The sequence below is a fragment of the Nocardioides sp. NPDC057772 genome (genome assembly GCF_042798075.1).
GTDB lineage: Bacteria > Actinomycetota > Actinomycetes > Propionibacteriales > Nocardioidaceae > Nocardioides.
The window spans coordinates 1-23,633 of record NZ_JBHVKN010000002.1; the positions used below are offsets into that span (position 1 = coordinate 1).

At 65.7% G+C, this 23,633-nt stretch carries 23 protein-coding genes; 6 read left to right on the forward strand and 17 right to left on the reverse strand.

The window, feature by feature from the left end; translation table 11 throughout:
• Window positions 1–237: 237 nt before the first annotated feature.
• Together ACFVJS_RS00555 and ACFVJS_RS00560 are read right to left on the reverse strand one after the other, a co-directional pair.
• Window positions 238–1,011 (reverse strand): hypothetical protein, encoded by a 774-nt coding sequence (locus ACFVJS_RS00555; RefSeq protein ID WP_378876355.1) that lies wholly within the window; start codon window positions 1,009–1,011, stop codon window positions 238–240.
• A gap of 337 nt (window positions 1,012–1,348) precedes the next feature.
• Window positions 1,349–1,708 carry a hypothetical protein gene (locus tag ACFVJS_RS00560; protein WP_378876357.1) on the reverse strand — a complete coding sequence of 120 codons (360 nt, stop codon included), beginning with the start codon at window positions 1,706–1,708 and terminating at the stop codon, window positions 1,349–1,351.
• 148 nt (window positions 1,709–1,856) lie between these two features.
• Between ACFVJS_RS00560 and ACFVJS_RS00565 the strand changes: the two genes are divergently transcribed.
• Window positions 1,857–2,243: a hypothetical protein gene (locus ACFVJS_RS00565; protein WP_378876359.1), complete on the forward strand. Its 387-nt coding sequence runs from the start codon at window positions 1,857–1,859 to the stop codon at window positions 2,241–2,243.
• A gap of 40 nt (window positions 2,244–2,283) precedes the next feature.
• On the opposite strand, the gene ACFVJS_RS00570 is transcribed toward ACFVJS_RS00565, so the two are convergent.
• Window positions 2,284–2,883 carry a hypothetical protein gene (locus ACFVJS_RS00570; RefSeq protein WP_378876362.1) on the reverse strand — a complete coding sequence of 200 codons (600 nt, stop codon included), beginning with the start codon at window positions 2,881–2,883 and terminating at the stop codon, window positions 2,284–2,286.
• Between the two features lie 94 nt (window positions 2,884–2,977).
• Here ACFVJS_RS00570 and ACFVJS_RS00575 point away from each other — a divergent pair, with 94 nt between their 5' ends.
• Window positions 2,978–3,322: a hypothetical protein gene (locus tag ACFVJS_RS00575; protein ID WP_378876364.1), complete on the forward strand. Its 345-nt coding sequence runs from the start codon at window positions 2,978–2,980 to the stop codon at window positions 3,320–3,322.
• A 183-nt stretch (window positions 3,323–3,505) separates the two neighbouring features.
• On the opposite strand, the gene ACFVJS_RS00580 is transcribed toward ACFVJS_RS00575, so the two are convergent.
• The 12 genes from ACFVJS_RS00580 to ACFVJS_RS00635 all read right to left on the reverse strand — a co-directional run bounded on the left by ACFVJS_RS00580 (window position 3,506) and on the right by ACFVJS_RS00635 (window position 17,934).
• Entirely contained in the window at window positions 3,506–3,643 is a 138-nt protein-coding gene (locus ACFVJS_RS00580; protein ID WP_378876366.1) for a hypothetical protein, read from the reverse strand.
• Between the two features lie 255 nt (window positions 3,644–3,898).
• Window positions 3,899–4,579, reverse strand: a complete 681-nt coding sequence (locus tag ACFVJS_RS00585) for a DUF2290 domain-containing protein (RefSeq protein ID WP_378876368.1) — start codon at window positions 4,577–4,579, stop codon at window positions 3,899–3,901.
• A complete protein-coding gene (locus ACFVJS_RS00590) occupies window positions 4,563–6,722 on the reverse strand; it encodes a DEAD/DEAH box helicase (RefSeq protein WP_378876370.1) in 2,160 nt (719 codons plus the stop codon). Before ACFVJS_RS00590 ends, ACFVJS_RS00585 begins: the two co-directional genes overlap by 17 nt.
• A 444-nt stretch (window positions 6,723–7,166) precedes the next feature.
• Complete coding sequence (locus tag ACFVJS_RS00595) at window positions 7,167–8,993, reverse strand: type IV secretory system conjugative DNA transfer family protein (protein WP_378876372.1); 1,827 nt, start codon at window positions 8,991–8,993, stop codon at window positions 7,167–7,169.
• The gene (locus ACFVJS_RS00600) at window positions 8,990–9,445 is read right to left on the reverse strand and encodes a hypothetical protein (RefSeq protein ID WP_378876374.1); all 456 of its coding nucleotides are present in this window, start codon (window positions 9,443–9,445) and stop codon (window positions 8,990–8,992) included. Before ACFVJS_RS00600 ends, ACFVJS_RS00595 begins: the two co-directional genes overlap by 4 nt.
• On the reverse strand, window positions 9,442–10,527 hold the full coding sequence (locus tag ACFVJS_RS00605; protein ID WP_378876376.1) for an ArdC-like ssDNA-binding domain-containing protein: 1,086 nt from the start codon (window positions 10,525–10,527) through the stop codon (window positions 9,442–9,444). Before ACFVJS_RS00605 ends, ACFVJS_RS00600 begins: the two co-directional genes overlap by 4 nt.
• A 158-nt stretch (window positions 10,528–10,685) precedes the next feature.
• Window positions 10,686–10,946, reverse strand: a complete 261-nt coding sequence (locus tag ACFVJS_RS00610; RefSeq protein WP_378876378.1) for a hypothetical protein — start codon at window positions 10,944–10,946, stop codon at window positions 10,686–10,688.
• A 24-nt stretch (window positions 10,947–10,970) separates the two neighbouring features.
• Entirely contained in the window at window positions 10,971–11,546 is a 576-nt protein-coding gene (locus tag ACFVJS_RS00615; RefSeq protein ID WP_378876380.1) for a DUF2716 domain-containing protein, read from the reverse strand.
• A gap of 22 nt (window positions 11,547–11,568) precedes the next feature.
• Complete coding sequence (locus ACFVJS_RS00620; RefSeq protein ID WP_378876382.1) at window positions 11,569–12,018, reverse strand: hypothetical protein; 450 nt, start codon at window positions 12,016–12,018, stop codon at window positions 11,569–11,571.
• Window positions 12,015–16,787 carry a putative T7SS-secreted protein gene (locus ACFVJS_RS00625; RefSeq protein WP_378876384.1) on the reverse strand — a complete coding sequence of 1,591 codons (4,773 nt, stop codon included), beginning with the start codon at window positions 16,785–16,787 and terminating at the stop codon, window positions 12,015–12,017. Before ACFVJS_RS00625 ends, ACFVJS_RS00620 begins: the two co-directional genes overlap by 4 nt.
• Window positions 16,787–17,440 (reverse strand): WXG100 family type VII secretion target, encoded by a 654-nt coding sequence (locus ACFVJS_RS00630; protein ID WP_378876386.1) that lies wholly within the window; start codon window positions 17,438–17,440, stop codon window positions 16,787–16,789. The genes ACFVJS_RS00625 and ACFVJS_RS00630 overlap by 1 nt, the downstream gene beginning before the upstream one ends.
• A complete protein-coding gene (locus ACFVJS_RS00635; RefSeq protein ID WP_378876388.1) occupies window positions 17,440–17,934 on the reverse strand; it encodes a hypothetical protein in 495 nt (164 codons plus the stop codon). Before ACFVJS_RS00635 ends, ACFVJS_RS00630 begins: the two co-directional genes overlap by 1 nt.
• A gap of 95 nt (window positions 17,935–18,029) precedes the next feature.
• Here ACFVJS_RS00635 and ACFVJS_RS00640 point away from each other — a divergent pair, with 95 nt between their 5' ends.
• Entirely contained in the window at window positions 18,030–18,584 is a 555-nt protein-coding gene (locus ACFVJS_RS00640; RefSeq protein ID WP_378876390.1) for a hypothetical protein, read from the forward strand.
• Between the two features lie 121 nt (window positions 18,585–18,705).
• Here the strand turns inward: ACFVJS_RS00640 and ACFVJS_RS00645 are convergent, their stop codons facing one another.
• On the reverse strand, window positions 18,706–19,353 hold the full coding sequence (locus ACFVJS_RS00645; protein ID WP_378876393.1) for a TetR/AcrR family transcriptional regulator: 648 nt from the start codon (window positions 19,351–19,353) through the stop codon (window positions 18,706–18,708).
• A 512-nt stretch (window positions 19,354–19,865) separates the two neighbouring features.
• Between ACFVJS_RS00645 and ACFVJS_RS00650 the strand changes: the two genes are divergently transcribed.
• The 3 genes from ACFVJS_RS00650 to ACFVJS_RS00660 all read left to right on the forward strand — a co-directional run bounded on the left by ACFVJS_RS00650 (window position 19,866) and on the right by ACFVJS_RS00660 (window position 21,678).
• Entirely contained in the window at window positions 19,866–20,648 is a 783-nt protein-coding gene (locus tag ACFVJS_RS00650) for a GntR family transcriptional regulator (protein WP_378876395.1), read from the forward strand.
• The gene (locus ACFVJS_RS00655; RefSeq protein WP_378876397.1) at window positions 20,645–21,193 is read left to right on the forward strand and encodes a GNAT family N-acetyltransferase; all 549 of its coding nucleotides are present in this window, start codon (window positions 20,645–20,647) and stop codon (window positions 21,191–21,193) included. Before ACFVJS_RS00650 ends, ACFVJS_RS00655 begins: the two co-directional genes overlap by 4 nt.
• 86 nt (window positions 21,194–21,279) lie before the next feature.
• Window positions 21,280–21,678, forward strand: a complete 399-nt coding sequence (locus ACFVJS_RS00660; protein ID WP_378876399.1) for a hypothetical protein — start codon at window positions 21,280–21,282, stop codon at window positions 21,676–21,678.
• A 664-nt stretch (window positions 21,679–22,342) separates the two neighbouring features.
• Here ACFVJS_RS00660 and ACFVJS_RS00665 read toward each other — a convergent pair.
• Window positions 22,343–23,614 (reverse strand): ATP-binding protein, encoded by a 1,272-nt coding sequence (locus ACFVJS_RS00665; RefSeq protein WP_378876401.1) that lies wholly within the window; start codon window positions 23,612–23,614, stop codon window positions 22,343–22,345.
• Window positions 23,615–23,633: the final 19 nt, after the last annotated feature.

Sequence of the window (23,633 nt, forward strand, 5' to 3'; positions counted from 1 at the left end):
ATCGCCCGTGGCTTCCGCAACCTGGACCACTACCGACTCAGGATGCTCCTCATCGCCGGCGGCCTACGCCACCCCCACCTCAGGTAGGAAGAGCCCCTTTCCCAACTCGTACAACGCTTTCACTGTCGCTGAGTGGTAGTCGCGCGGGCCCCTAGCCATGACGGTGAGCGTACTTTGCGCCAACGTCATGGCGCGGAACATGTACCGCGTGGACCGCCTCGGCCAGGCGGCGCGAGTTCAGGAGACCTTCGTGATGTGGCAGCCCGCGTCGAGCGGCGCTGGCACGAAGTCGTCGAAGCCGACGTCCCACGTCGCGCCTTCGCGGGTGCGGTGCAGGCCCCGGTGCTGGCCACTCAGCGAGCAGTTCTGGACTTCGACCTGGCCGTCGATCTTCACATGCAGGTACGCCTGACAGAACGGGTCGTAGGAGCCGGGCGGGTTCCGGAAGCCCTTGCCCTCCGCGACCAGCTCGGCGCATCGAGGGCACTGCCCCGCCGTTCGCGGGTCGTCGGCGGGCACGAACTCGTCACCGAGGACGGCGCGCATGTGCGACCTGCCGCAGGCTGCGCGCGGTCCGCTGTTGATCGGACCGCCGAAGAAATGGACGGCGCCGGGCACGACCTCGCCGCTCCACGGGTCGCCGTCCCAAGTCCCGACCAGGTCCATCGCGTGTATGAGGCCTGGGCTGGCCAGCAGCCGCTTCTCCCGGTTCCTGGCCGCGTCGCGTCCGGCACCAACCCGCTCGTGGGCGACTCGCATGACGTGAGGCTTGGGCTTGCGGACAAGACGGGAGGCCGTCGGCTCAGCGTCCGACTCGGCGGTGAACGCTGCGGGCGGCCTGGGCCGGGCCGCCCGTATCTGGTCGCCGAATACCGTCTCGAAGCAGGTGATCGTCGGCGAGGGGACGGCGGTGTCGGGCTTCGCGTTCTTGAATCCGATCCTGTCGAGCGCACGCACCATGAACGCTTCGCTGACCCCGTAGTGCTCGGCTACCTCGTGAACGGTCATCATCTGGCACCACCTCGAACGTGTGTTCTCAGGGTAAACGAGGGCACCGACAGTTCTGGGCAACACGAGACTCACCTGTGGAATGGGCTCCGTACGGAGCCTTTGTCCGTGACACTGAAAGTTCCTGGTGAGGAACGCCGCGTACCCCGTACCAATCTGTATGCGGACCATGCCGTCAGCTCAACGACTCGTTCGCAGATTGAGTCACACCGCCTCGAGTGACTGTCATGCCGGAACACGCCACGCGGTGCTGCCGGCAACTCAGATGCCGAGTTTCCGATGGCGGGTCGGCGGTCAGCCACCTGCCAGCGGCGCCGAGATGCGATAGTGCGGGCCAGCCTCAAGTCCCGCGAGTGAGTCGGGTGTGAGCCTCTTCGGTCCATTCCTCGACTACGCCAGTGGACAGGTCGAGCCAGTAGGACGGTACGACCTGGTTGGGGGTGAAGCCGTGAGCATCGACGGCGCTGGCGAGCACGATGTCCCAGAGGAGGTCAAGCGCGGCGAGCTCGCAACCGTCGAAGGTGAGGATGTCGAGGGGTGCGAAGCCGGGGTCGGGGTGGGTGAGAGCCCCTGGTTTCGGGTCGAGCATTGCGAGAGTTTCGGGACGCACGCTCAATTTCCACGACCACCTGGGCTGCTCCTGGCGGGCATGGGCGACGAGGTCCCGGACTCGCTCCTGTGTCCAGTCGTTGGTGGTCATGCTTCTCATCGTAAAGCCTTGTCACGGGTGTCAGCGGCGCTCGCGAAAGCGGGCCGGTCGTCATCCACAGGCGGCGAGACCGGGGAGGTTTTCCACAGGCGCCAGGTGCAGGCCACTGAGCGTGGGCGATCTGGGGTTCCCTAAGGACATGGAAGACATCAACACGAACGAGGCTTTGACCATCTGCCGGCGGGTGAGCTCCCTTCTCGTGGGGCTCGCGGATCACGCCGACGAGGCCGGGCTGGGGGACCTGGCGGTGTATCTGATGACTGCGCGCGCGGAGTTGGTGCTAGGACCTTGGCGCGCGCCGTGGGCCGAGCAGGTTCCTATCAAGGGGCTGAGTCTGAGTCGGGGGATTGCGATGGTCCTTGACCTGCTCGATGGTCTCCGGGAGGAGACCGAGGACATGGACGGGATCGTTGCGATCGCGATGGCTCGGCTGTGGGTGGTCGACGGGGTCAGGTGGCTGGACGGTGCGGCGCGGAAGATCGCTGAGGCTTACCGGGACAGCGTCGTCGAGCAGTGGCGGAAGTGACTGCCGACGGTCCCCTCGCAATGACGGCTCGGATCCGGACCTAAAGGGCGACTCCGCCCCCGCCGGTGGTTCGACGGTAGTTGATCGCCTTGCGGAAATCGGCGCGGTTGATCGCGGCGACTCCGGGCGGGGCCATCCGGACCGGGTCGGTGCGGAGGTAGCGGCGCGCGACGGCGACCAGTGGCGTACGTCCTTGGTGCTGGAGGGGTTCGAAGATCTGCCGTGCCAGGTGGGGTTGGAGGCCGTCGGTGGGGTCGATGCGGGGGAGGGTGTTGCGCACGAGGTAGATGCGTGTGTTGAAGCCGTGCTCGATCGCCCGGTGCAGGGCGTTGTCGACGTGGCGGAAGAGTTTGTCGAGGTTGCGGAACGCATCGACTTGGACGGGATCACCGACGGGGATGGTGACGAGGAGTCGTACGGCTTCGGCGCTGTGCGCGGTGGCGTCGGCGCCGGTGCCGGCGAGTCCTCCCGCCGTGCGGGCGGCTTTGGAGACCTTGGCCAGGTTCTGCTCTCGAGTGCGGAACTGAGCGGCCTGCTTGTTGCGGCCGAGCTTCCGGGTGAGTGGCGTACGACGGAGGTGCCGGTACGCCCGGATGGCTCCGTGTCTGATTCGGAGATGTCTGGATCCGAGTGCCGACAAGTCACTCGCGAGCTGACGGACGAAGCCTCACGATGGGGTGCAGCCGACGTCAACGTCGAAGATGCTTGGGCCACGCCCCGACGGCGCGATGTTGTTGAAGCAGGAGATCGCCTCCGACCGTGCCCTTGAGCCTGGTCGTCTCGTCGAACTCCTTGGACGTCAGGTCAACGAGTGCAGCGATGTCATCGCTGTCACCGACGATCTCACAGTCGAGTCGCACATGCGAGCCTGTGACCTGGGTCGCGGAGAAGTCGGCATACAGATCGTGCAGTCATGGACCGCGAGCAGCGGCAGCTCGGGCTCAACGCGGTTCGCGTACATCGGCCGGGGACACATCCTGATCGTTCTGACGCTCACCGCCGAGGATCTAGGCGGTTCGTGTGAGCACGGTGTCTTCGACCACGCCGCCGCGGCCGCTGTGGCAAAGATTGCCCGATAAGACGTTTAGTCGGCACGCGTTCTGCGCGTCTGACAGCGGAACGCCAGCTCGGTTGTTTCTCTGTCTCGCGCGATCCACCGCAGCCGTCTGTGTTCCCGCGTGCAGCCGGCATGCTCATGTGGAGGTGGGTGCGTGGCTTGAATCTGGACTGGCGCTAGCTCTGGTGACCAGTACGAACGCTGGTCACCCGGGCGCGCCGGAGATCCGCACCCGGTAGGTCCAGCGTGCCTGTTCGAGGTGGCTTCCGGCGACGGCAGCTGTCACGACGGCGGTGGCGCGGCTAACGGTCTGGTCCTCGTCGTCGGCATCGAGCTCGAACACGAACCGGACCTCAGGCAGTGTGGCTGAATCGGTCGCAGCGAGCCGGATGGGCGGGTCTGCATGCACCAGAACTGCTGCGGCGGCGAGCGCTGCGCGGCGATATCAGCGAGACGCGGGCTGTGTACTGAACTCAGGTGGGTCCAGCGCTACCAGGCCGCCCGGTTCGTTCGACGTCGTGGCGACGAGAGGTGGGGAAACGCCTCGATGGCTGATCTGCCGGCCGTCGTGGACGCCACCCCACCCGATTCCAGCTGGTCAGGCTGATAGCAGCTTCGAATGTGTGTCCCAGGCGACGTGGAGTTCTTGGCGCTCGACGTCCGTGATCACGGCTGGACCAAGGTGTCGGGCTGTGGCTGCGCTAAAGAACGGCTGGTGAGCGACCCAGAGTTCAGCGTAGAAGTTGCGGAAGACGAAGTCCGCGAACCGCAACGCATGGACTGGTGCAACGGCTGCGATCCGACAGTCAACACCGTTGAGCGTCATGTGCGCCGCGGGGTGCCCGGCCTTGCTAGCTTCAGGGTCGAAGTCGAAGCGAATTGGGCTGCGTAGGAGCGCGTCGCCATCCCGGTATATATCGATGATGTCCGCGAGGGGTTCACCTGACGCGAGAAGATCGGGGTCGACCGCGAACGGACAGGGTATGTAGGCGAGTCTGTGACCCGTGACTTCGCCGCCCTCGAGGGTGTACGTGAACTGAAGCAACGCGCCGTCAAGGAGGACGGCTGAGTATGAGCCGGACGTCACCCACGCCATGTACTGATCGATTCCTGGATGCTCTCGGTCGATCAAGAACGCCGCATCCGGCTGGTAGCGAGTGAACGTAACACGGCCGGGGGAGACTGCCACGGCGGTGGTGTATAGCGCGAGGTCAGCCTCGATCAGGTAGTCCAGAATGTTCTGGACTGAGTCGGCAATTGCCCTAGCGGTCGTCGTCATCGGCCCCGGTCTGATCATCGACCCGGAGGCGGGTCAATCGGGTTCTGATGTCTGGGGGAAGGTCGTAAAGGTCCATATCGCCCCGCTCGAGGGCTTCCAGGAAAGTGGAGACGCCCTCGGTGGCTCGGCGCACGGCAACCTCGGTTCCTTCTGGCCGATCTCGATGGATATGGCGAAGCTGGGCCAACTCGGGGGCCGTTGGGATCGTGAAGCGTAGCCGATATCCGTTGGTCCTAACCGCAGTCACCTCGTCCTCGACAAGCTTCATCCGATCGCCGTAGCCCGTGACGCGTACCCATGCCCGGCTACGTGTGATGGCTGTGAAGAGCTTGTTGCGGTTGGTGACTGCGTTGAAGCTGGCTGCCGTCTGGTGCGCATCGATCGCGTAGACCATCGGCGCCTCGTTGCCCTTGGCCCGGTAGATGTGGGCAATCGCCACCGAGTCTGGCTGGAAGATCTGATCCGTGCTGGTGTTCACGCCGGCCAGGTGGGAGTCGATCCCCCGGCGTTCGAGCTCACGCTGTAAGCGTGGCGCCCGGGTCTTCGCACGGTACGTGTCAGGAAGGACGATCAGGATGTCGTCATAGTCCAGTTCGTCTTGGGTGATGTTCCTCTTGATCTGGTCGGCAACCCAAGCGTCTTGCGCGTCCCGGTCCTCGAAGGACCGGACCACAACTGCATCATCTGGGTTCAGCAGGTCCGGAAAGTACGACGGATAGCTCTCCTGCGAGCGCTCGAGAGTGACGCTCTCGCCCGGCGACAACTGGCCATGCACGACGCTGTAACCGATGTCAGACCAGAGTTGTGGCTCGTCGGGGTGCTGGAGTAGCCCCTCGTCCCGGTAGACCCCAATTCCGAGCGCATGTGCAGTCGCGAGTGCCCACGGTGTGTTTCGGTAACAGACAGGCAGGACGATGTCGCGCTGCGGACCGTCGGGCGGTGCCTCCAGGCTGATGAGCTGTTCGCCGTCGAGTCCTGTTCCGAAGAGTTCCGCCGTCGATGGCATTGCCGCCTCCGAGAGACGCTGGAGTTCGTCGTATCCCCACACGATCCTCTTCGGGTCACGGGTGAAGCGGTAGACGAGTTGAAAGAACTCGGGGGGAAGGTCTTGGGCCTCGTCGATCAAGACAGCGTCGAAGATCGGCTCGACAGATCGCGTCTTGGCTAAGGACAGTAACTCCCGGCAAACACCCTGGAACGCGTCTTCCATCCCGTACTTGCCTCGTGCATACGCCCAGTCGCGCGGTGTTTCACCCAATGCCACGGCGATCATGCTGTAGACGCCCGGGCGGCCGCGTGAGCCCCACGAGTGAATGATCCGGAGCCGCTCGGGGTCTGGCCTGTCATTGCCGTGCTCAAACGTGAAGCGCGTAACCAGATCGTCGATCTGCTGGTAAAGGGCCCGCGAGTGGAAGGTGAGAGCGATGTTCCACTCGGGATGGGTGGTGTGCCAGTACGCAGCCTTGAGTGCGAGTACCACTGTCTTGCCCGAGCCAGCGAGGCCCCGGATTCGCTGTGGACCTTCAGGGCTCTCGATGGCCGCCATCTTCTGCCAGCGGTCGAGGTTGGCGATCCCCTTCTCGATCTCCTTTAGTACAGCACCGCGTGAACCTGCCTTGGTGACCGTAGACCGCTTCTTTGTCGGCTTTATGGTTGTCACCCTCTGGAGGGCGGCGTGGAGGTTCAGTTCCAATCGCTCAGTGATCGGCTCGAGATCGGCCAGCCAATCCGTTAGGTCCCCAAGTTCGCCATAGAACCCCTCTTCTGCTTCACGTAGGGCCGCAGGCGGGGGCGATGGGAAGAGTGTGGCTGTATTCGGAACTAGCGCGAGGGAGCGTCCCTTCCTCAGGCCCTCATGGCGGCTCAGGTAGCCCTCCAGCACGGCGAACAGCCGGTCCTGGGAAGCGATGGCATCCGACTGGGACTCTGGCGAGGTAGGAACATCGCCAGCGACAAGGAACGCGACCAGCCCATGGGTGCGGCTGACCAAGAGTGCATCTACCTCAACGCGCTCGTCGGCAGTGGCGAGCACCGGATAGCCGAGGTAGACGGTTCCGTCCTCTATGACCTCGCCCAGCTGCTTTGCGAGTGCGCGGGCGGCGTTGCGGTTGCGACTCGCGCCGTGCACGACTTCAAGTGCCATCTCTACCTACCCCCACAGTTGTTGCGACCGGCGTACGCATCTACCGATCGCCCAGACACTAGCGCGGGCGTGTCGCGTTACGCTGATCATCCCAGCAGAATCGCCTTGGCGCCCGCCGTCGATCTGTCACCGCAGGTCGCTTAGCCCCGTTCGTCCCTGGTCAGGCATGGGCGGCGGATACGCGCCCCGTAGCCGGCGTGGTCCATGCGGATGGGGTGTGTCTGTTCTCGGGCTGGAACTGGAACGCGTGTTCCGCCAGCGGTGCAGGACGATCCCTGGCCCGAGGTCTTGCCCGGCCTGGAATGTGACGAGATCGCGCGGCGGGACGCCGAGCGCTGCTAGCCATACATCTCCGCAGGCATCGACGAGCGCCTTCATCGCCGAGCTGGTCCGGGTGTGCTGCGGCGGAGTGCTCGGTCGATGTCGCGAAGCGTTCCATCCGCGTCAACGGTCACGGGGACTCCGTGACGATGGTCGCCGGGGCAGTCCAGGACCGAGCCGAGTCCAGGCGGTATCGTGACAAGGACTTTGGTGTGGGTATGGAAGGCCGCATTCGGAGCGATGCGCAATCCGGTGATCGAGTTCGCCGCGATCAGTCCAGCGGCGAAGCTCCGTGACGATGGGTGGAGTGCTGCGAAGGAGGATCAGCCCAGTCCCGAAGGGCAACGTCCGAATCGTCTCGGGCGGCATGACGGGGACCCTGCGCACAGATCGCTGCAGTGAGCGCGAGCCGTGATCGCCAATGATGAGCGTGTCAGTGTCCTCGTCGCGTTCGCCGATGAGGGCGGAGAGGTCTTGGAGGTCTTTGGTGGCCGAAGCGCCGCCGAGGATGACTTTGGTGATTGCGGCATCCCAGATTGCGTTGGCGGCGTGGTCGCCCCACTTGTCGCGGGCCTGGGCTAGGGACTGGAGGACAGGCATGGTGGTGATGCCGGTGCCGCCTCCTTCGGCCATCAGCACGGGCATCGAGGGCAAGGGGGAGAGGTTGCCGATCTCGTCAAGTGCGAGGAGGAGAGGAGGGTCGAGTCGGGCACCAGGAGAGCGGGCGGCGAGGTGGCGAGCGGTCTCGACGAGGTCTTCGATGAATGCGGCAACCAGGGGCCAGGCCGCCCCGGCGCCGGCCCCGGTAGCGAGCAGGTAGAGAGTGCCGTCGCTCGTGAGGAAGTCTGTCGGGTCGAACTCCTCGCCTTCGCGCGGGGTGACGGTGTCGAGCACGCGGGGGTCGGAAAGAGATGAGAGGGCGAGTGAGACGCCCATCCAGATCGAGTCACGAGTTCGTGGGTCGGCGCTGATCATGGCGTCGAGGGACTCGCTCCATCCGTCGGCGGCGGTCGGTGAGCTGCGCAGGATAGCGACGGCGTCGGTGGCCGAGGACGGGTTGAGTGTCCAGGCGTAGAGGTCGCTCGCGCTGCGGTGGTCGAGGGCCGCGGCATGGAGCAGGGCCTGGAGGGCGGTGCGGGTCTTGCCCTCCCAGAAGCCACCGCTCTCAACCCCACCCGCGGAGAGGCCGGTGGCGGAAGCGAGACCGGTGGCTCGAATCATCGCGGTTAGGGGGTCCTCGCATCCACGTACGGGGGACCAGCGAAGCCCGGATGAGGTGGCCCTGGTCAGACCCTGCGGGTCGAAAACCGCGACGGGTCCGACCTCGGCACGGGCGCTGATCGTCGCGGTCAGGTTGTCGGGGCGCGTCGACGTGGTGACCACGGCACCTGGCGCGTCGAGGATCGCGTTGATGACGAGGTGGAGCCCTTTGCCCGAGCGTGGCGGGCCGAGGACCAGCATGGAGTCTTCGACTGAAGACCAGACGCGGCAGTTGCGGGACCTGCCGAGCTCGTAGCCGACGTCCTTGGGGCGAGGATTGGCGAGGCCGGGGCGCAGATTCGCGGCACGCTTGAGTAGCGCGCGGCTGGAGGATGAGGCGCGTACGTCTCTGGCGGTGGCGATTCCGGCGAGGCGTCGAGGGTCTCTGGAGGTTCGGTGGCTGGTGAATCCGATCAGCTTCCATCCGAACCATGCGCTCGCGCCGAGGATCAGGACGCTGATGGCGGTGATCAACCAGTATGCGAGAGGGTGCTGCCCGGCCGGGTGAAGTGGGTCTGCGAGCACGTCGAGGCCAGTGGAGAAGCCGCTGCCGTGGGCGATGGCGCCGGTGAGGTAGCCGCAGGCTTCGGCTGCTGCCCACAGGATCGCGAACAAGCCTGCGAGCCCGGCGACGAGCAGGAGTCCGAGGTTGACCAGCGCGTCATCGATGGGTCGGGCGTTCGGGTTCACTGCTTCGTCCCGAGAAACGTGAGCGTTCCTGACGAACGCCCAAGGAGCATCAACGAGCTGCCGTGTCGAGCAAGGACGGCAGCTGGTAAGCGGATGTTGCTGGTGCCGTCTTCGGAGGCGGGATGTTCGCTGAGGATTACCGCGACGGCGACCAGTTCTCCTGGGAGAAAGCCGGATGCGTATGCGTTCGTGTCGGTCGTCGCGGCGGATGTGCTGTCGGCATCGCCGGCGAGGAGAATGTCGCTGTAAGTGCTCCCGTCGGTTTCGACGATCTTGACTCGGATTGGTCCGAGGTCGGCGCGGATCGCCTCGAGGATGTCGCGGATAGATGCCCGTTCGGGTGGGTAGGGGCCGCCCGGTGGCACGTACTCATCTTCATCGAGGGTAAAGGTGGGGACGCCGGATCCGTCGAACTGAATACGTAGGAGGGGGAGCATCTCCAGGGTGCTCACAGCCCGATCGCCTCGCTCGGTTGGACTCTGGTCACGGGACGGGTGAGGTCGGCCGAGTTGCTCGGAGGCGACTGGGGGCGCTCGAGTCCAGGAGGTGCGCCGTCGCTGACCTTCGCCGTCTCGAGTCCGTCGAGGATGCCGAGTGCAGTCCTGCGCACGCGCTCCGCGGTGGCCTGGACGACGTCAACCGGGGAGACACCGGGAACGGTGGTTGCCCAGTAACTGACATAGGGGACGGTGAAGTCGGTGGTGTCGAGACCGTGGGCAGCGAGCACCATCAATGAGGTCCCCTGGGCCTCGGCTTCCCGTACGCCACGGTGTGCCATCGCGTCCGCGCTAGCCTCGGGGTTCTCTGGGCCGTGGAGGATGCAGTGCGCGAGCTCGTGGCTCAAGGCGGTGACCTGGTTGAGATCGTCCATGTCGGTCCGGATCGAGACCTGGCGGGTGAGATAGTCAGTCAGCCCGTCGGACCCGCCGAGCGATTCGGCGTTCGAGACCAGGCGTAGCTCGAACCCGCGAGCGGTGATCTGGTCAGCCAGCCCGTCCCAGAGCCCATCGGGTGCGCTGCCGGCCAGCGGTGCTGGTCGCGGGAGGGTCGGGATCGGGGCGCCCTCGGTTTGGGAGATGTCCCAGACATACGCCACTCGGACCCCGACCATCCGGGTCCGCGCCGTCTCGCCAGCCTGCGGCTTCTCGTTGGTTGCAAGCCGCCGCCAGGACGCCTCGACCGACGGCGTCGCCGATGCGAACCGGGCCGTGCTCGGCGCGAGAATCTGATAGCCCGCTTGCCCCTTCACCACAGTCCGGCCCAGGCCGAGCCACTGCTTGAAACCGGCCACGTAGGTCGGGACCGGGCGGGGCACGCGGCCCTGCTCGTAGGCTTCGGAGTGCTGCGCCGCGATCAGCATGGTGTTGCGAAAACTTCTGCTTCGGAAATCGGCCGAGAACTCCAGAGCACGACGCCAGTCCTCGCCTGTCACCAGGCCCTCCACGGCTGACGTCAGGCGTTGTTGGAGGGCTTCGAGCTTGGCTTCGCGTTCAGCTTGCTTGCGCGCTTGTCGCTCGGTGGGTGTTGTCGACATCGTCGCCTCCTGCTGTGCTGTCGAACAGCAGGTGCGCGCATCCGACCGTGCCAGGTGCTTCTATGCCTGCCTGGCGCCGAAGAGCGCCTCGTCCACATCAGCCTGGAAAAGGCGGCCTCCGCCAGAGGTCTAATTCGATGACGACGAGTGCCTAGCCGTCAGATTGGAACTGATCCACTGTCTACCGCCTCGAGGAACTCCTTGAGCGGGAGGGTCTCGGTGATTGTGGCATCGAGCACGTCGTAGACCGATGCGGTGTGGGAATCGAAGTCGAGCTGGATCTCGATCACGTTGTAGGTCAACTCCTCGATCCCAGACACGCGCCGTTGCGGGACGGTGAGGATCCGGGACCGTTCGGGCTCACCGAGATCAGCCAGAAACCGGCGCAACAAGGGGTATTTCGGTGTCTCCGGACTCATGCAGGCATCCTCCCGTGAGCCCGCTCAGACGCGGCTCTGGTCGTGTTTCGGGAGCCAGGTCAGCAGGTCGGCGCCGAGAGTGGCGATGAGTTCACCGCCCCACAACGTCAGCGTCTGCTGCCAGGGATGGCCAAACGTTCCCCACGCGAGGTCGGCGGGCATGTGGGCGTAGTAGTCGCCATCAGGGAACACGGAAGTGGCGTATCCGGTGTTCGCGTCGACCTGGACACGGGGCGAGTAGCGGTAGGTGGGATGCTGCCAGTCGATCGCGAAGATCTCGCCATCACCAGCGAGGTCCGCGAACGCCTGGAATGCTGCCTGCTCGAGGCGATCCTCATCCGCAGCGCAGCGCGCAGGCGAGCCGCTGCAGATTGGTGCCAGGTCGATCACGAGACAGCCAGGATCCAGCCGGATGGCAGGCCGACTCCGTTCGTAGTAGTTCGCCTTGAAGGCGAACCGCTGGTTGAAGCGGGCCCAGATGGCGGCGTCATCAACGACCTCGTGCCAGACATCGATCGTCGAGAGGTGAGGAGCTTCTGGTTGCACGTCGTAGGACCCCGGTGTCCTCGCGGGTGACGGCTCATCTGACTCGACGCTCATTTTCGTGCTTCCCACCGAAGCATCAGCAGATGTGTGCTCGCAGCCTGGTCAGCAGGCCTGCCCAGTCTGCAGATTGACGTCGAGCGTCGTCGAGGGCAACGGAGACTCCGTCGCTGTCCGCCACACCATAAATCTGGCGGGCGGTGTCGGGGGTCAGCAGGTGGTCGAAGTGAAATGATCCTTCGAAGCCGAACCACGCGACGACCGCACCGGCGTCGACGGCGCCAGATAGCCAAGATTCGACAACTGTCTCGAGGTCGTCCGGAATCGCGGGGTAGACGAGGTCGATTTCCCGGACGCGCAATCCATCCAGTACGCCATCAGGAGCATCCAAGTCGTACTGCCGTACTTCGCTAGGGGGTGTTCCGCCACCCAATGGCTGAAGCGAGTTCGTCGCGTTGGTCACGGTGAACAGACACAACTCGACGGCCGTGACGCTCCACGTCAGTGCCTCGGTGAGCGCATTGGTCATAGTCCCCACTTTGCTATCTGCCCGGCGTCTGGCACCACTGCGGACAGGACTTTACCCTGGTGCGGGCCTTCCTTGGCCACGAAGAGCACGACCTGGTCTCCATCGCGGGTGGTCCCGGCGAACGCCCGTGCTTGGGTGTCGCCGATCTTCCAATCGAAGCTCTTCTCCGGGGTCGTGAGTACGTCCCGGGTGAGCTGTCTGAAGTTCTCGACTTGGGACTGGAGTGATCCCTTGTTCGGAATCAATCCTTCGTCACGAAGGTGCCGAATGGCGTGCCCACCGCCCTTGTTCATGTCCTGGTACGCGGAATCGACGGCGTCATTGGCGAAACCCGGAGGACGGCATGGCGCGAGACCCAGCGGGTCGATCGCAGCAGTCGGGTTTGCGACGTACGTTGAAGGGTTGGGTGCGGGAGCTAGCCCAAAGGGGTCTTGAGATGCGTAGCGCCCCGTTTCAGGGTCGTAGTAGCGCAGGTAGTTGTAAGACAGCCCGGTCTCTGGGTCGGCGTACTGTCCAGGGAATCGCAGTGGGGTGAGCCAATCGGCTGCGTTGGCAGGGGTACCCCAGAGGGTCCGCTTAGCGTGCCAGGCGAGGTTGCCGTCGGGGGTGATGAGTTCGGTGGGGGTGCCGACGAGGTCGGTGATGATGGAGTAGAAACGAGCGTCGACGTCATCGTCGGACAGTTCGAGCTGGGCGACGGGACGGAGTCCGTCATGGGTCCAGGAGCGTGACCCGCCTGAGGTGGTCTCTTCGATGAGGGTGGTGCCGTCCCATGCGAAGACGATCTCTTCGGCTACCTGGCCGGTGTCGTCGAAGCGGTGTTTGGCGATACGTCGGCCGAGGATGTCGTAGAGGTAGCGCCAGTGGGTGCCATCGGGGGTGCGCACGCTGGTCATACGATCGTCGGCGTCCCACTCGTACGTCCAGGTCTCCGGTTTGCGGGAGAGCCGGATCTTGGTCCTTCCGACCAGCCGGCCTTGGTCGTCGTAGCGATACCGGTTGCGGCCTGAGCGGGTCAGCAGGGTTCCGTCGTATTCGCGACGTTCGCTATCGGCGGTGCCGTTTGTAAGAGACCGGGTGATGTTGCCCATCGGGTCGTAGGCGTAGACCTCGGTCCAGTCGGGGCCGGACACGGAGGTGATCCGGTTGGCAAGGTCGAGCTCGAAGCGGCGGGCGCCGGTGAGTTGGTCGTCGATCCAGATGAGGTTGCCGCCGGCGGCGTAGGTATAGCCGCGTTGCTGCAGGACCCGCGGTCCGGCACCAGCCGAGAGTCCAGGGACGGAACCGCCCAGTCCGCCGAGGCGGTCCGCGAGCGAGTTCCCGGCGGCTTCGGCTTGGGGAGTGGTGGTGAGGGTCTGGCTGGTGAGCTGGCCGAGCTGGTCCCAGGTCTGGTCGAGGGCGGCGCCGCCGAGGTCGCGGCGTACTTCCCGGCCGAGGAGGTCGCGGTCGATGCCGAGGTGGTGCCCGTTGACGGTCACGCCAGTGGGCTGCGGAGCGGAGCCATAGGTCCAGGTGGTCTGGACCCCGGCGGGCGTGGTCCGGGCAAGTCGTCGGCCCAGCTCGTCATAGGTCGAGGTAACGGTGCGGCCGTTGATGGTTTCGGCGGTAATCCGGCCAAGCGGATCGCGCTGGAGGACGAGCTCGACCTTTGGTCCGGTCGCACGTAGCAGCCGCCCGAGTGGGTCGTAGGCCATCGTCGTCGTGACGTCACCGACGTGCTGGGTCGTGATGTTCCCGAGCTGGTCGCGCTCGTAGGCGATGACCTCGTCGGCGCCGTTGATGCGGCGGGTGAGCTGTCCGGCGCGGTCGTAGTCGTAGCGCAGGGTTCGGCCGTTGTAGTCGGTCTCGGCGACCAGCCGGCCGGCAGGGTCGTAGTCGTAGGTCCAGGTGCCGCCCTGAGGGTTGGTGACCTGCCGCAGGCGCAGTTCGGGGTCGTAGGTGTAGCGGGTGGTGGTGCCGTCGGGTGCGGTGACCGCTGACGGGAGGTCGAAGTGGGTGAACTCCGTGCGCGTGATGCGGCCTGCCGGGTCGACGTGTTCGACGGGGTTGCCCTCGCCGTCGTATCTCCAGGTCTCGGTGGTTCCGTCGGGGAGCGTGCGGGAGGCGAGCTGGCTGTCCGGGGTCCAGGTGAGGGTGACGGTTGCTCCGAGTGCATCGGTGATGGTCGTGACCCGGCCGAAGGCGTCGCGCTCGCGGCGGGTGGTGTTGCCATCGGCCTCGGTGATGACGAGCGGGAGGCCGGCCGGATCGGTCTCGATAGTGCGTACGTTGCCGAGCGCATCGCTCATCGCGGTCAGGTGCCCGCGCTGGTCGAAGGTGAAGGTGGTGGTCGCACCGAGCGGGTCGGTGGCGGCGGTGCGGTTCCCGTTCTCGTCGTATTCGAAGACCCACACGGTGCCGTCGGGCAGCACCGTCCGGGTCGGCTGCGGCCGGCCACCGAAGGCGGCGTACGCCACCGTCTGCTGCAGTCCGTCGGGCCGGGTGATGGCGACCAACGTGCCGTCCGTGTCGTAGGAGAACGAGGTCGTCCGACCCAGGGGGTCGGTTCGGGACAGCAACCGGTTGCGCTCGTCCCAGACCGAACGGGTCTCACCACCCAGGGGGTCGGTGACCGAGAGGACCTGGGACCGTTCGTTGATGAGGAAGCGCGTGGAGTGTCCGGCCGAGTCGGTGACCAGGGTCTCGCGCAATGTAGGACTGATGACGGTGTAGGCGAAGGTGTTGGCCATGACGCCGTCGGTGCCAGCCTGATCGACACAGCGCCCGGCTTCGTCGTAGCGGTAGGTGTAGACGGTGTCGTTACGGTCGGCCCACTCGACCAGCCGCCCGATGTCGTCGTACGCGAACCGGAGTGGGTGACCGGAGGCGTTGATGACACCGACCAGGTGCCCGGCATCGGTGTCGCCGAGCCCGTAGACGTACTCGGCGACCTTGACGGGAGCTGCCCCTTGTTGGGTGCCGTCGTCGCGGACCACGGTGAGGGCGGTGATGCGGGAGCCCTGGGTGTCGATGAGGATGCGGTAGCCGCCGGTGTGGCGGATCTCGACCGGTGCACCGTAGGGGTCGCGCGCGATCATGTAGCGGTGGCCGGTCGGGTCGGTCAGCGCCGCCATCATCGACCGGCCTTCGACCGGGGGCAGGTAGTGACGTTGCTGTCCCGTGGTCAGATCGGTGAGCGTGTAGCCGCCGACCTCGCTGACGCTCAACCGGGTCCCGCCTCCCGCGACAGGTTCGGTGGGCTCCTCCGGCGTGGGTTGAGGGAAGACCTGTGCGGTGGCGTCGGCCCGGACCACGACGACGTGTTCGCCGTCGTCGTCGAGGTCGATGCGCTCGTCGAAGGTGGAGGCCCAGGTGCGGCCGAACCAGAGCCCGTAGGTCCAGTCCGAGGAGTGCTTCCGCGTCACCACGAGGGGGAGTACGCCGGGGAGGTGGAGGTCGGTCTGCTCGAGGAACACCGCGCCGGTGGCGACGTCGACCGGGTCACCACATACGTTCTTGCATTCGTCTGGAACTCCCCGCCGGGCGGTGTCGGCGGCGTCGTCGCCGATGCGGGCGGCGTCATCGGCGAAGCGGCTCGCGTCATCGCCCAAGCGCGCGAGGTCGTCGAGGGCGCCGGCTCCCTTCGCCGCGGCGCCGCCACCGGCGGTGAGTGCGGTGATGATCGCATCCGGTGCCAGGCGACCGGCGGCTTCGGCGGGGTCGGTTGTCCAGCCGGACCCGACCAGTGCGGAGGCGAGCTCGCCGGGGTGGGCGGTGGCGTAGACGAGCCCGGCGGCGGTGTTGGACAGCGTCTCGGTGTACTCGGCCGGGTGGAGCAGGTTGTAGGGGTCGGTCGGGTTGATCGACCGTGCGAATCGGGCCATCCCGGCCAGGCCCTTGAGGGCGCCGCCGGTGAAGTGCATCTTCTGGGTCTGTCCCCAGGCGGCCAGGTCGGTCGCGTTGGCGCTCATCCGGCCCACGAAGTCGGGGGACTCAGGGGCGGTCGCGGCTGCCGAGTTGATCGTGGAGGCGGCCTGGTCGCCGGCCTCGTTGCGTTGTCGGCGGGCTTCCTTGAGCGTCTGCTGGGCGGCCTCGAACAGGGCGGGCCCGGGGTCGACGAACTCACCGGGCGCGGTCGGCTTGGTGCCGGGGTCACCACCGGCGGCTGCGGTGGCGTTGTAGCGGTCCACGGCCGCGTTGTAGTCGGAGACCTTCGCGTTGTGGGCATCCAGCGCTGCCTGCTGCTTGGCCTCGGCCTCCTTCCACTCCCGGATCGCCTCCGCGGCCTGGTCCTGCGCCCACGTCACCGTCGACGAGTACGACTTCAGCGCACCCGAGGCCTTCTCGCACGCGGCCTGGGCACGTGCCCAGTCGGCGGGAGTCTTGGACCATTGCGCGTCGTACGCGTCGCCGGCCTGGCCCTGCCAGCTGCCGGTGTCGATGCTCGACATCCCGGCTGACACGTTCCCGAACGCTTTGGCCAGGTCATCGAGGTGGGAGACATCCTCGTCGATCTTCCCGGTGTCACCGTGGACGAGCTGCTTGGGGTCATCGGTCTCTCCCAGCTGCCTCTCGCCGACATCGGCTCCGAGGTGGTCGGCCAGCTGGTCGCCGTGCTCGCGCACCCAGTCTGCGGCGGACTCGGCGCCGATCGCGTTCAGCCCGTCCTCGGCGACGTGGGAGAGTTCCTCGACGCCCTCGCCGAGAAGCTCGGCGCCATCGTCGATCGCGCCTTCGACCGCCTCGCCGACATCGTTGGCGCGGTCTCGCAGCCAGCCTCCGATCCCCATCAGCGACCACCCCGGTCGACGTCGCCGGGGTGTCCGTCGATGGAATCCTCGCCGGAATCCTCGACTGGTTCGGTGCCCTCGGGCGGTCCGGTCACGCCGTCCCAGGCCGACTCGACCTCTTCCTGGGCATAGCCCAGCGGGTCAGTGAGCTTCTCCTGCTGGGTCTCGACCCAGTCGTCACCGACCGTGCTCCAGGTCTCGCCCATGCGCTCGTTGGCCGCGATCTGGGATTCGACGGAGTAGTCCGGCTTCCAGTCGTCAAAGTTCTCGCCCCACGACTGTGAGGTGATCTCAGCTTCCGACAGGTGTGGGTTGCCGGCGACCGAGGTCGCGATGATCTTGCCGGCGTCCGCGACGTACTGGTCCTGCTCGTGGAAGAGCCCGGCGGCCATACCCAGCGCCTGCGCCATCTGGTTCGCATCCTGCACCAGAGCCCGTACGCCCCAACCCCACCGCTCACAGAATCCGCCGAACGCATCGGCGAGCCCGGAGTGCCCGGCCTCCATCCCCGACAGCGCCATCGACCCGAACCCGCGTCCGTGGCTGCCCGAGCCGAGCATGCCCATGTCGTTGAGCTCACCGATGGTCGCGTTGATCCCCGACTCGGCGCGCTTGAGCGCTTCAGGGTCGACGTTGAGATTCTCGCCACCCATCAAGCTGCCCCGTCCACGTCACCGGCTGCTGCGTCATCGGCGGCGCCCGCCTCGGCCACCGGTAGCGATGGGACAAGCATCGGAGCGCTGCTGCCGATGTCGAGGGCAAGCCCGGTCGGCAGCCCACTCGCGGCGGCCAACTCCGGTAGCGCGGCGTCGAGAAGCCGGTCCGCGCGCACGGTCATGAAGTCGACAGCGGCCGTCTCATCGGCCCCTCGCATCGTGGCGTACCTCGCCAGGTCCCGGATGCTGGTGAACGCGTACAGCCACCGCACGCCGTCCTGGTCGCCGGTGAGCAGTTCGGTCTCGCTCCACCGAAGCACGTAGAGCACGCTCTCGCGCAGCGAACGGTCGAAGCTCGAGGCGTCACCCACCCCGCCCCGTACGAGTTGGATCTCGGTCCGCAACGGCGCATTCCGACGATCGATCTCACGGTTCGATGCGTCTGCTGGGTTGCTGACAGCCGGCTCCTGCTCCAGTTGATCAAGCGTCATCGTGGGTCCCTCCCGATCGGGGCGAACGACATCGTCCTAGAGGTCTTACCTCGAACCCGGATCCTTAAACTATCGAAACAGTAAAATCTCGTGGCGTGGACATGCCCGCGCGACGCAGCACCCTTCCGGTGGCCGAGCGACGGTATCCGCTGGTGGTGCTCACTGGGGCCTCCGGTGCTGGCAAGTCCACGATCGTCCCGTTGCTGATCGAGCGCCTCGCCGGGACTTGTGTCGTCTTCGATGGCGACTGGCTGATCGACCCACTGCGCGGGGCCTCGCCCGACCGCGGCATCGAGTGGGGCGCGTTCCGCGACACCTGGCTCCACGTCGCTGCAGGCCTGGCACAGAACCGGATGCCCACGATGCTGGTCGGCCCGTTCATTCCGGAACACCTCGAAACCCTGCCCGGTCGAGAACTCCTCGGCGAGATCGCGTTCGGCGTGCTCGATTGTGCTGACGACGTGCGCCGGAAACGGATCGAGGCCAGGCCTTCCTGGCGTCTGCGCGACATCGACGAGCAAGTTGCGTTCGGTGCCTGGTTGCGTACAAATCTCACCCCAGTGTTCGACACGGACACGGCGACCCCAATGGCAACCGCAGACACCGTCGCCGAATGGATCCGAGAACTCCAACCCGAAACCGGGCGGTAGCCCAGTAAGCGGCGGCGCCGAGGTGACGGCGCGGTGTCGGTCGGTTGGTCGAGTTGGTGCCGCGCCTCGTCGGCGGTCGGCGGGTGCCCATCCTGGGTAGGCGTCGTAGCCTCGCTGGGAATCAAGTCTCCAGAGATCCGACCAGATCGCCTGCCCTGGCGGCGGCCTTGTCGATGCGTGACTGGTCGGCCCGACAGGCGTGCAGACATGACGTAGCGATGATCGACTCGATGTTCTGGTTGATGCGGTGCCCGTTGGACCGCATTCCGATGACGACCTCGACCATTTCGAGGAGCAGGTCACCCAGGAATTCGTCGGCCGAAGGGGCGCTCGTCGCTGCGTCGCCCTCGTTGATGACCTGAGCTCCAAGCCGCGCATAGGCGTCCGCGAGGTTCTGACGCGCGGTCCCGAATGGTCCGAATACGTCCTTGCATTGGACCTCTGGAAGGACTGCGAGGACACCCGCGTTGTGCGGCGCTTGCGCCAACGTGCGTACATCGAGTGTGACCAGGAGATACAGGAGCACATCGGGTTCGGCGCCGGTTTCGGCTCCCAGTGCCTCGAGTTTCTCGATCTTGTCGAGAGTGGGTCGGATCGAACGCTGCAACAGATCGGCGAGGATCTCGTCCTTCCCGGACGGGAAATGATAGTAAATCGAGCTCTGCCGAATGCCGACCGCGTCGGCGATATCCCGGGTCGAGGTCGCCGCGACACCGAGGTCCACGAACAACCTCGCCGCAGCGTCAAGGATCTCCTCGCGCGGCTCCATCCGTGACCTGTCCGCGATCTGCGGAACGAGGCGGGGTCGGCCCGCCCGACGTACCGGCAGTCGTCGCTGGAGACTCATCGTGCCCACATCGCTCACCACGCCACGGCTCCGTCATCCAAGCGGTGAAGACCGTTGAGAACCGCCTGCAGTAAGGCGGGGTCATGCGCCAGGGCGAGCGGGCGGTCTGGGGAAGGGCAGCCAGACGAACCCGCAGTACGCCGCGGCAGGACCGCCGCCTGCTGAGCGTGCATCTGTTCGTGCTCCGTGTCGAAGAAGAGCTCGGTGGAGTGATTCACGTCTGGATGCTCCTGCGTCGTCACTGTCCTGGGTCCTTCCCAAACCCGCGGCCATGCAGATGGTTGTGGTGCGCCTCCAGATCTGGCACGGGCCAGACCTGGAGGCTTTCCCCACCCGCACACAACTGGCTTGAGCCAGTTGGCCCGATTGACGCTATAGTGGCTTAAGCCAGTTGTCAACGACTGGCTCAAGCCAGACTGCGATAGGTTCGAACAGTGAGCGATAGAGCCCCTCAGGGACCGGAGACCGCGAGCCGCAAGATCGCCGCGATCCTTCGAGCCGCGATCGACCGAGGAGACCTCCAGCCCGGAGACAAACTCCCGTCCGAGCGCGAGCTAGCAGCGACGCACGAGGTCGCCCGCAACACCGCACGAGAGGCCGTGCGCCAACTGGCCGAGACAGGGCTGGTGGTGGCTGAGCACGGGCGGGGCGTCTTCGTGCGGACCAAGCCACGGCTGATGCGCTTCGGCCAGCGGCGCTACTCGAAGAAGCTCCGCGATGAGACCGGCGTGTCACCGTTCCACGCCGAAGTGATCGCTCAAGAGCGAACGCCCAACGCCTACATGACCAGCATCGATCAAGTCGTTCCGCCACCGGAGATCGCTGAACGGCTCGGGGTCAGCGACGACACCCCAAGCGTCGTATGCCGCGAGAACTGGTACTTCGCCGATGCTGAACCGATGCAGCGTGGGGTCACCTACATCCCATGGGACATCGCCAAGGACAGCGTTCTCGGACGCAGCGATGACCTTGGCCCCGGCGACCTCTATGCCCGGCTCGAGGACAAAGGACACCTCATCACCTACACCCGCGAAGAAGTCACCGCTCGGATGCCCACACCTGAGGAAGTCGCAGGGCTCCACCTCCCGGACGGCGTCCCCGTCCTGGTCGTCCTTCACACCGGGCTCGACCAGGACCGTCGGCCGTTCGAGGTCACCGAGTTCGTCATGCGTGCCGACTACACCGGCCTGGACTACACCATGAAGGTCGACGAATGAGTCCAGTGAGTGGCCTTGATGTCCGACCCCGCCGCAGCGAAGACCTCCCCGAACTCGCCGAAGTGCTCGTGAAGGTCCACGCGCTCGATGGGTATCCGGTCGAAGGCGTGGCCGATCCCATCGGGTGGCTGACCCCACCGAGGACCTTCGGCGCATGGACAGCCGTCTATGGCGGCAGACCTATCGGCCAAGCCACCATCACCCGTGCAACTGCCGACGACGACGCGGCACGCATCTGGCACGAGCACACTGGGGAAGATCTCGACCAGCTCGCCATCCCCGCGAGGCTCTTCATCGATCCCGACCACCGCAAGAACGGTGCCGGCGGCGCACTGCTGGCTGTCATCCGGAATCACGCCGAGAACCATGGCCTCGAGGTCGCCTTCGACGTAATGCTCAAGGACCGAGCGGCCATTCGGCTCTACGAGGCATCCGGATGTACACGGATCGGACTCATCGAGCATCACCACGGGGATGGAAAAATCGAGCCCGCCGCGGTCTATGTCGTTGACCGTCCCGGTCCAAGAGGCGGACGGATTCAGTGACCGAGCGTACCGAGCGATGGGCCGCCTTCCGAGAGTAGTTAGCCGTGGCACAGCCGTATCCGCCACACGGTCAGAAGGAAGCTAACGTGACACTGCAGAGGAAGTCCTGGGAGCCCAAGTGGGAGACCCCGGTCGACCGCGCGTACCTCCGTGACCTCGTCGCGCTACTCGACGACGTCTATGTCGCTGCAGGGTTCTTCAGGAGCGGCATCTATCGACTATCGGTTGCGCGGCCCGACGATCCGGACGACCTTCTCGACGGCATTGCCGCCTGGGAGCGCCACACAGAAGAGTCCAACGACCGCCACACGTTCAACGGAGCCTCCGTCTTCGGAAACGGGCTTGTCCACGTCTCACTCGACGAAGGCCGAGGGCTGACCCTATTCGCCGACGACCGCACTCCCGTTCAGCACTTCGCAGCCGTGGTCGCCGAGTTCATCGCGATCACCGACGACGACTGCGCGACGGTCGTCGCTCAACGTTGACTCTGTTGGAGATGGGCATTCTGGCGAGAACAAGCTCTGAACACTGACGCCCCATCGGTTCTGCCCGGCAAGTTGCAGGGTCGCTGGGCATCAGGTGGACAAGTGTCGACGTCGCTGGATGTCTCTTCAGAGGCCGAGTGCGTCGGGCCGACTTGGAGCAGGACGTTCACTGATGGACCGCGGTTCCGCGAGGCGGGTCCTGCGGGACCTGCGGGTTGCGTCGTGGGCGGCGTTATACCTCGTCACAGCCAGGGTCAGCGCATCCCGAAGTGCTGCCGCGGCCCGATCTGCGCTACTGACGGGCACGTCGAGTGCGTGCGCGACCTCGCGAGTCGATAGTTCTCGGAGCGGTGTCTGAGGGCTAGTTGGCGACATCGTGAGTTGGTCACCAGTCACGCGGAAGCTCACGCCAACACGTTGGTCGGTTGGGTACGCGCAGATGAACGCGCCCCGCATTGGGGCGTGCAATCTGTCACTCCAAAACCGGAAGAAGTCCCACTCGACGTGGTCCGGCGCGAATCCGGGGAGACCTTCGATCACGTCGAGGGCCTCGACGACAGGAGCGTTCCAGGACAGGGAAGGCCCAGCGAATCTTGGCAGCGACCCTTGGGGTTGTCCGTGACTATGTTTCATACCCATGAGGTGTCCTCGATGGTCCGGCCGGTCAGCGTGGTGACCGCATCCTGGCGGCCGTATCGAACAGGGCCAGCTCGGACGGGTGTAGCTGATGTTGCGTCAAAAATCCTCTCTCTTTGATCCGCCACAGTCCCTGCCCGGTGCCCAGCGTGGGTAACAGTTCCTGCTCGGTCGAGGTCAGACCTAACGCCGCAGCGGTGGCGCCGATCTGGTCAGACTCCTGCCTGTAGATAACTCGGGTCTCGGCGTTGGCGAGCAGAGATGAGGCTAGGGATCGCATGGCGGAGCCGGAGTCACCGACGTTGTCGAGGTCGCTGAGCTTGTGGAAGATCAGCATGTTCGCGATCCCGTAGTGACGAGCCAGACGCCAGTGGGCGTCCATTCGCCGCAGTAGCGCCGGGTAGGACATGAGGCGCCAAGCCTCGTCGTACACGACCCAACGCTGCCCGCCGTCGGGGTCGAGGAGCGCGGACTCCATCCACGCTGAGGCGCACGTCATCAGGACCGAGATCAGCATGGCATTCTCGGTGACGCGGGAGAGATCGAGGGAGATCATCGGAAGCGTCGGGTCGAAACGTACGGTCGAAGGGCCGTCGAAGAGGCCAGCGAGGTCACCGGCGACAAGTCGGCGAAGTGCATGGGCGACGAGTCGGCCGTCTTCGCTGAGTCGGTGATCGTGATCGTCGGCGGGGTCGGGGGAGAGGAGTCGGTCGACCACGAGCGGGAGGACGGGCACGTCGGAGGAGCGGACAGTGCGGTCCAGAGCGACGTCGATCGCCGTGTGCTCCAAGGGCGTGAGTGAGCGGTCGAGCACGGTCTCAGACAGCGCGCCGAGGAGATCCCGACGCCGAGCAGTGACCTGGGCTGCCCACTGGGTGTCGTCGATGTTCGCCGGTCGATGGCCCTCGTCGAGAGGGTTGAGGCGGGCCGGCATTCCGTGGCCGAGTGAGATCGCTCGCCCACCGACGGCTTCGGCGACCGGGGTATGTTCGCCTTTCGGGTCGCCTGGGACGTACACGCGTCGTCCGAACGGGATGGATCGGCTGTAGAGGCTCTTGGCGAGGGAAGACTTCCCGGAGCCGACGATGCCGGCGAGCACGACGTTGGGCGCGGTGATCTGGCCGCGGGCATACAGGACCCAGGGGTCGTAGACGAAGGAGCTCCCCGAGTAGAGGTCTTGGCCGACGAAGACACCGTCCGAGCCGAGGCCGCCTTCGGCGAGAAAGGGGTACGCCCCGGCCCAGGTCGCGGAAGTGTCCTGGTGCTTGGGGAGACGAAGCCGACCGGGCGTACGCAACACGGCCGGTCCAGACTCGCCG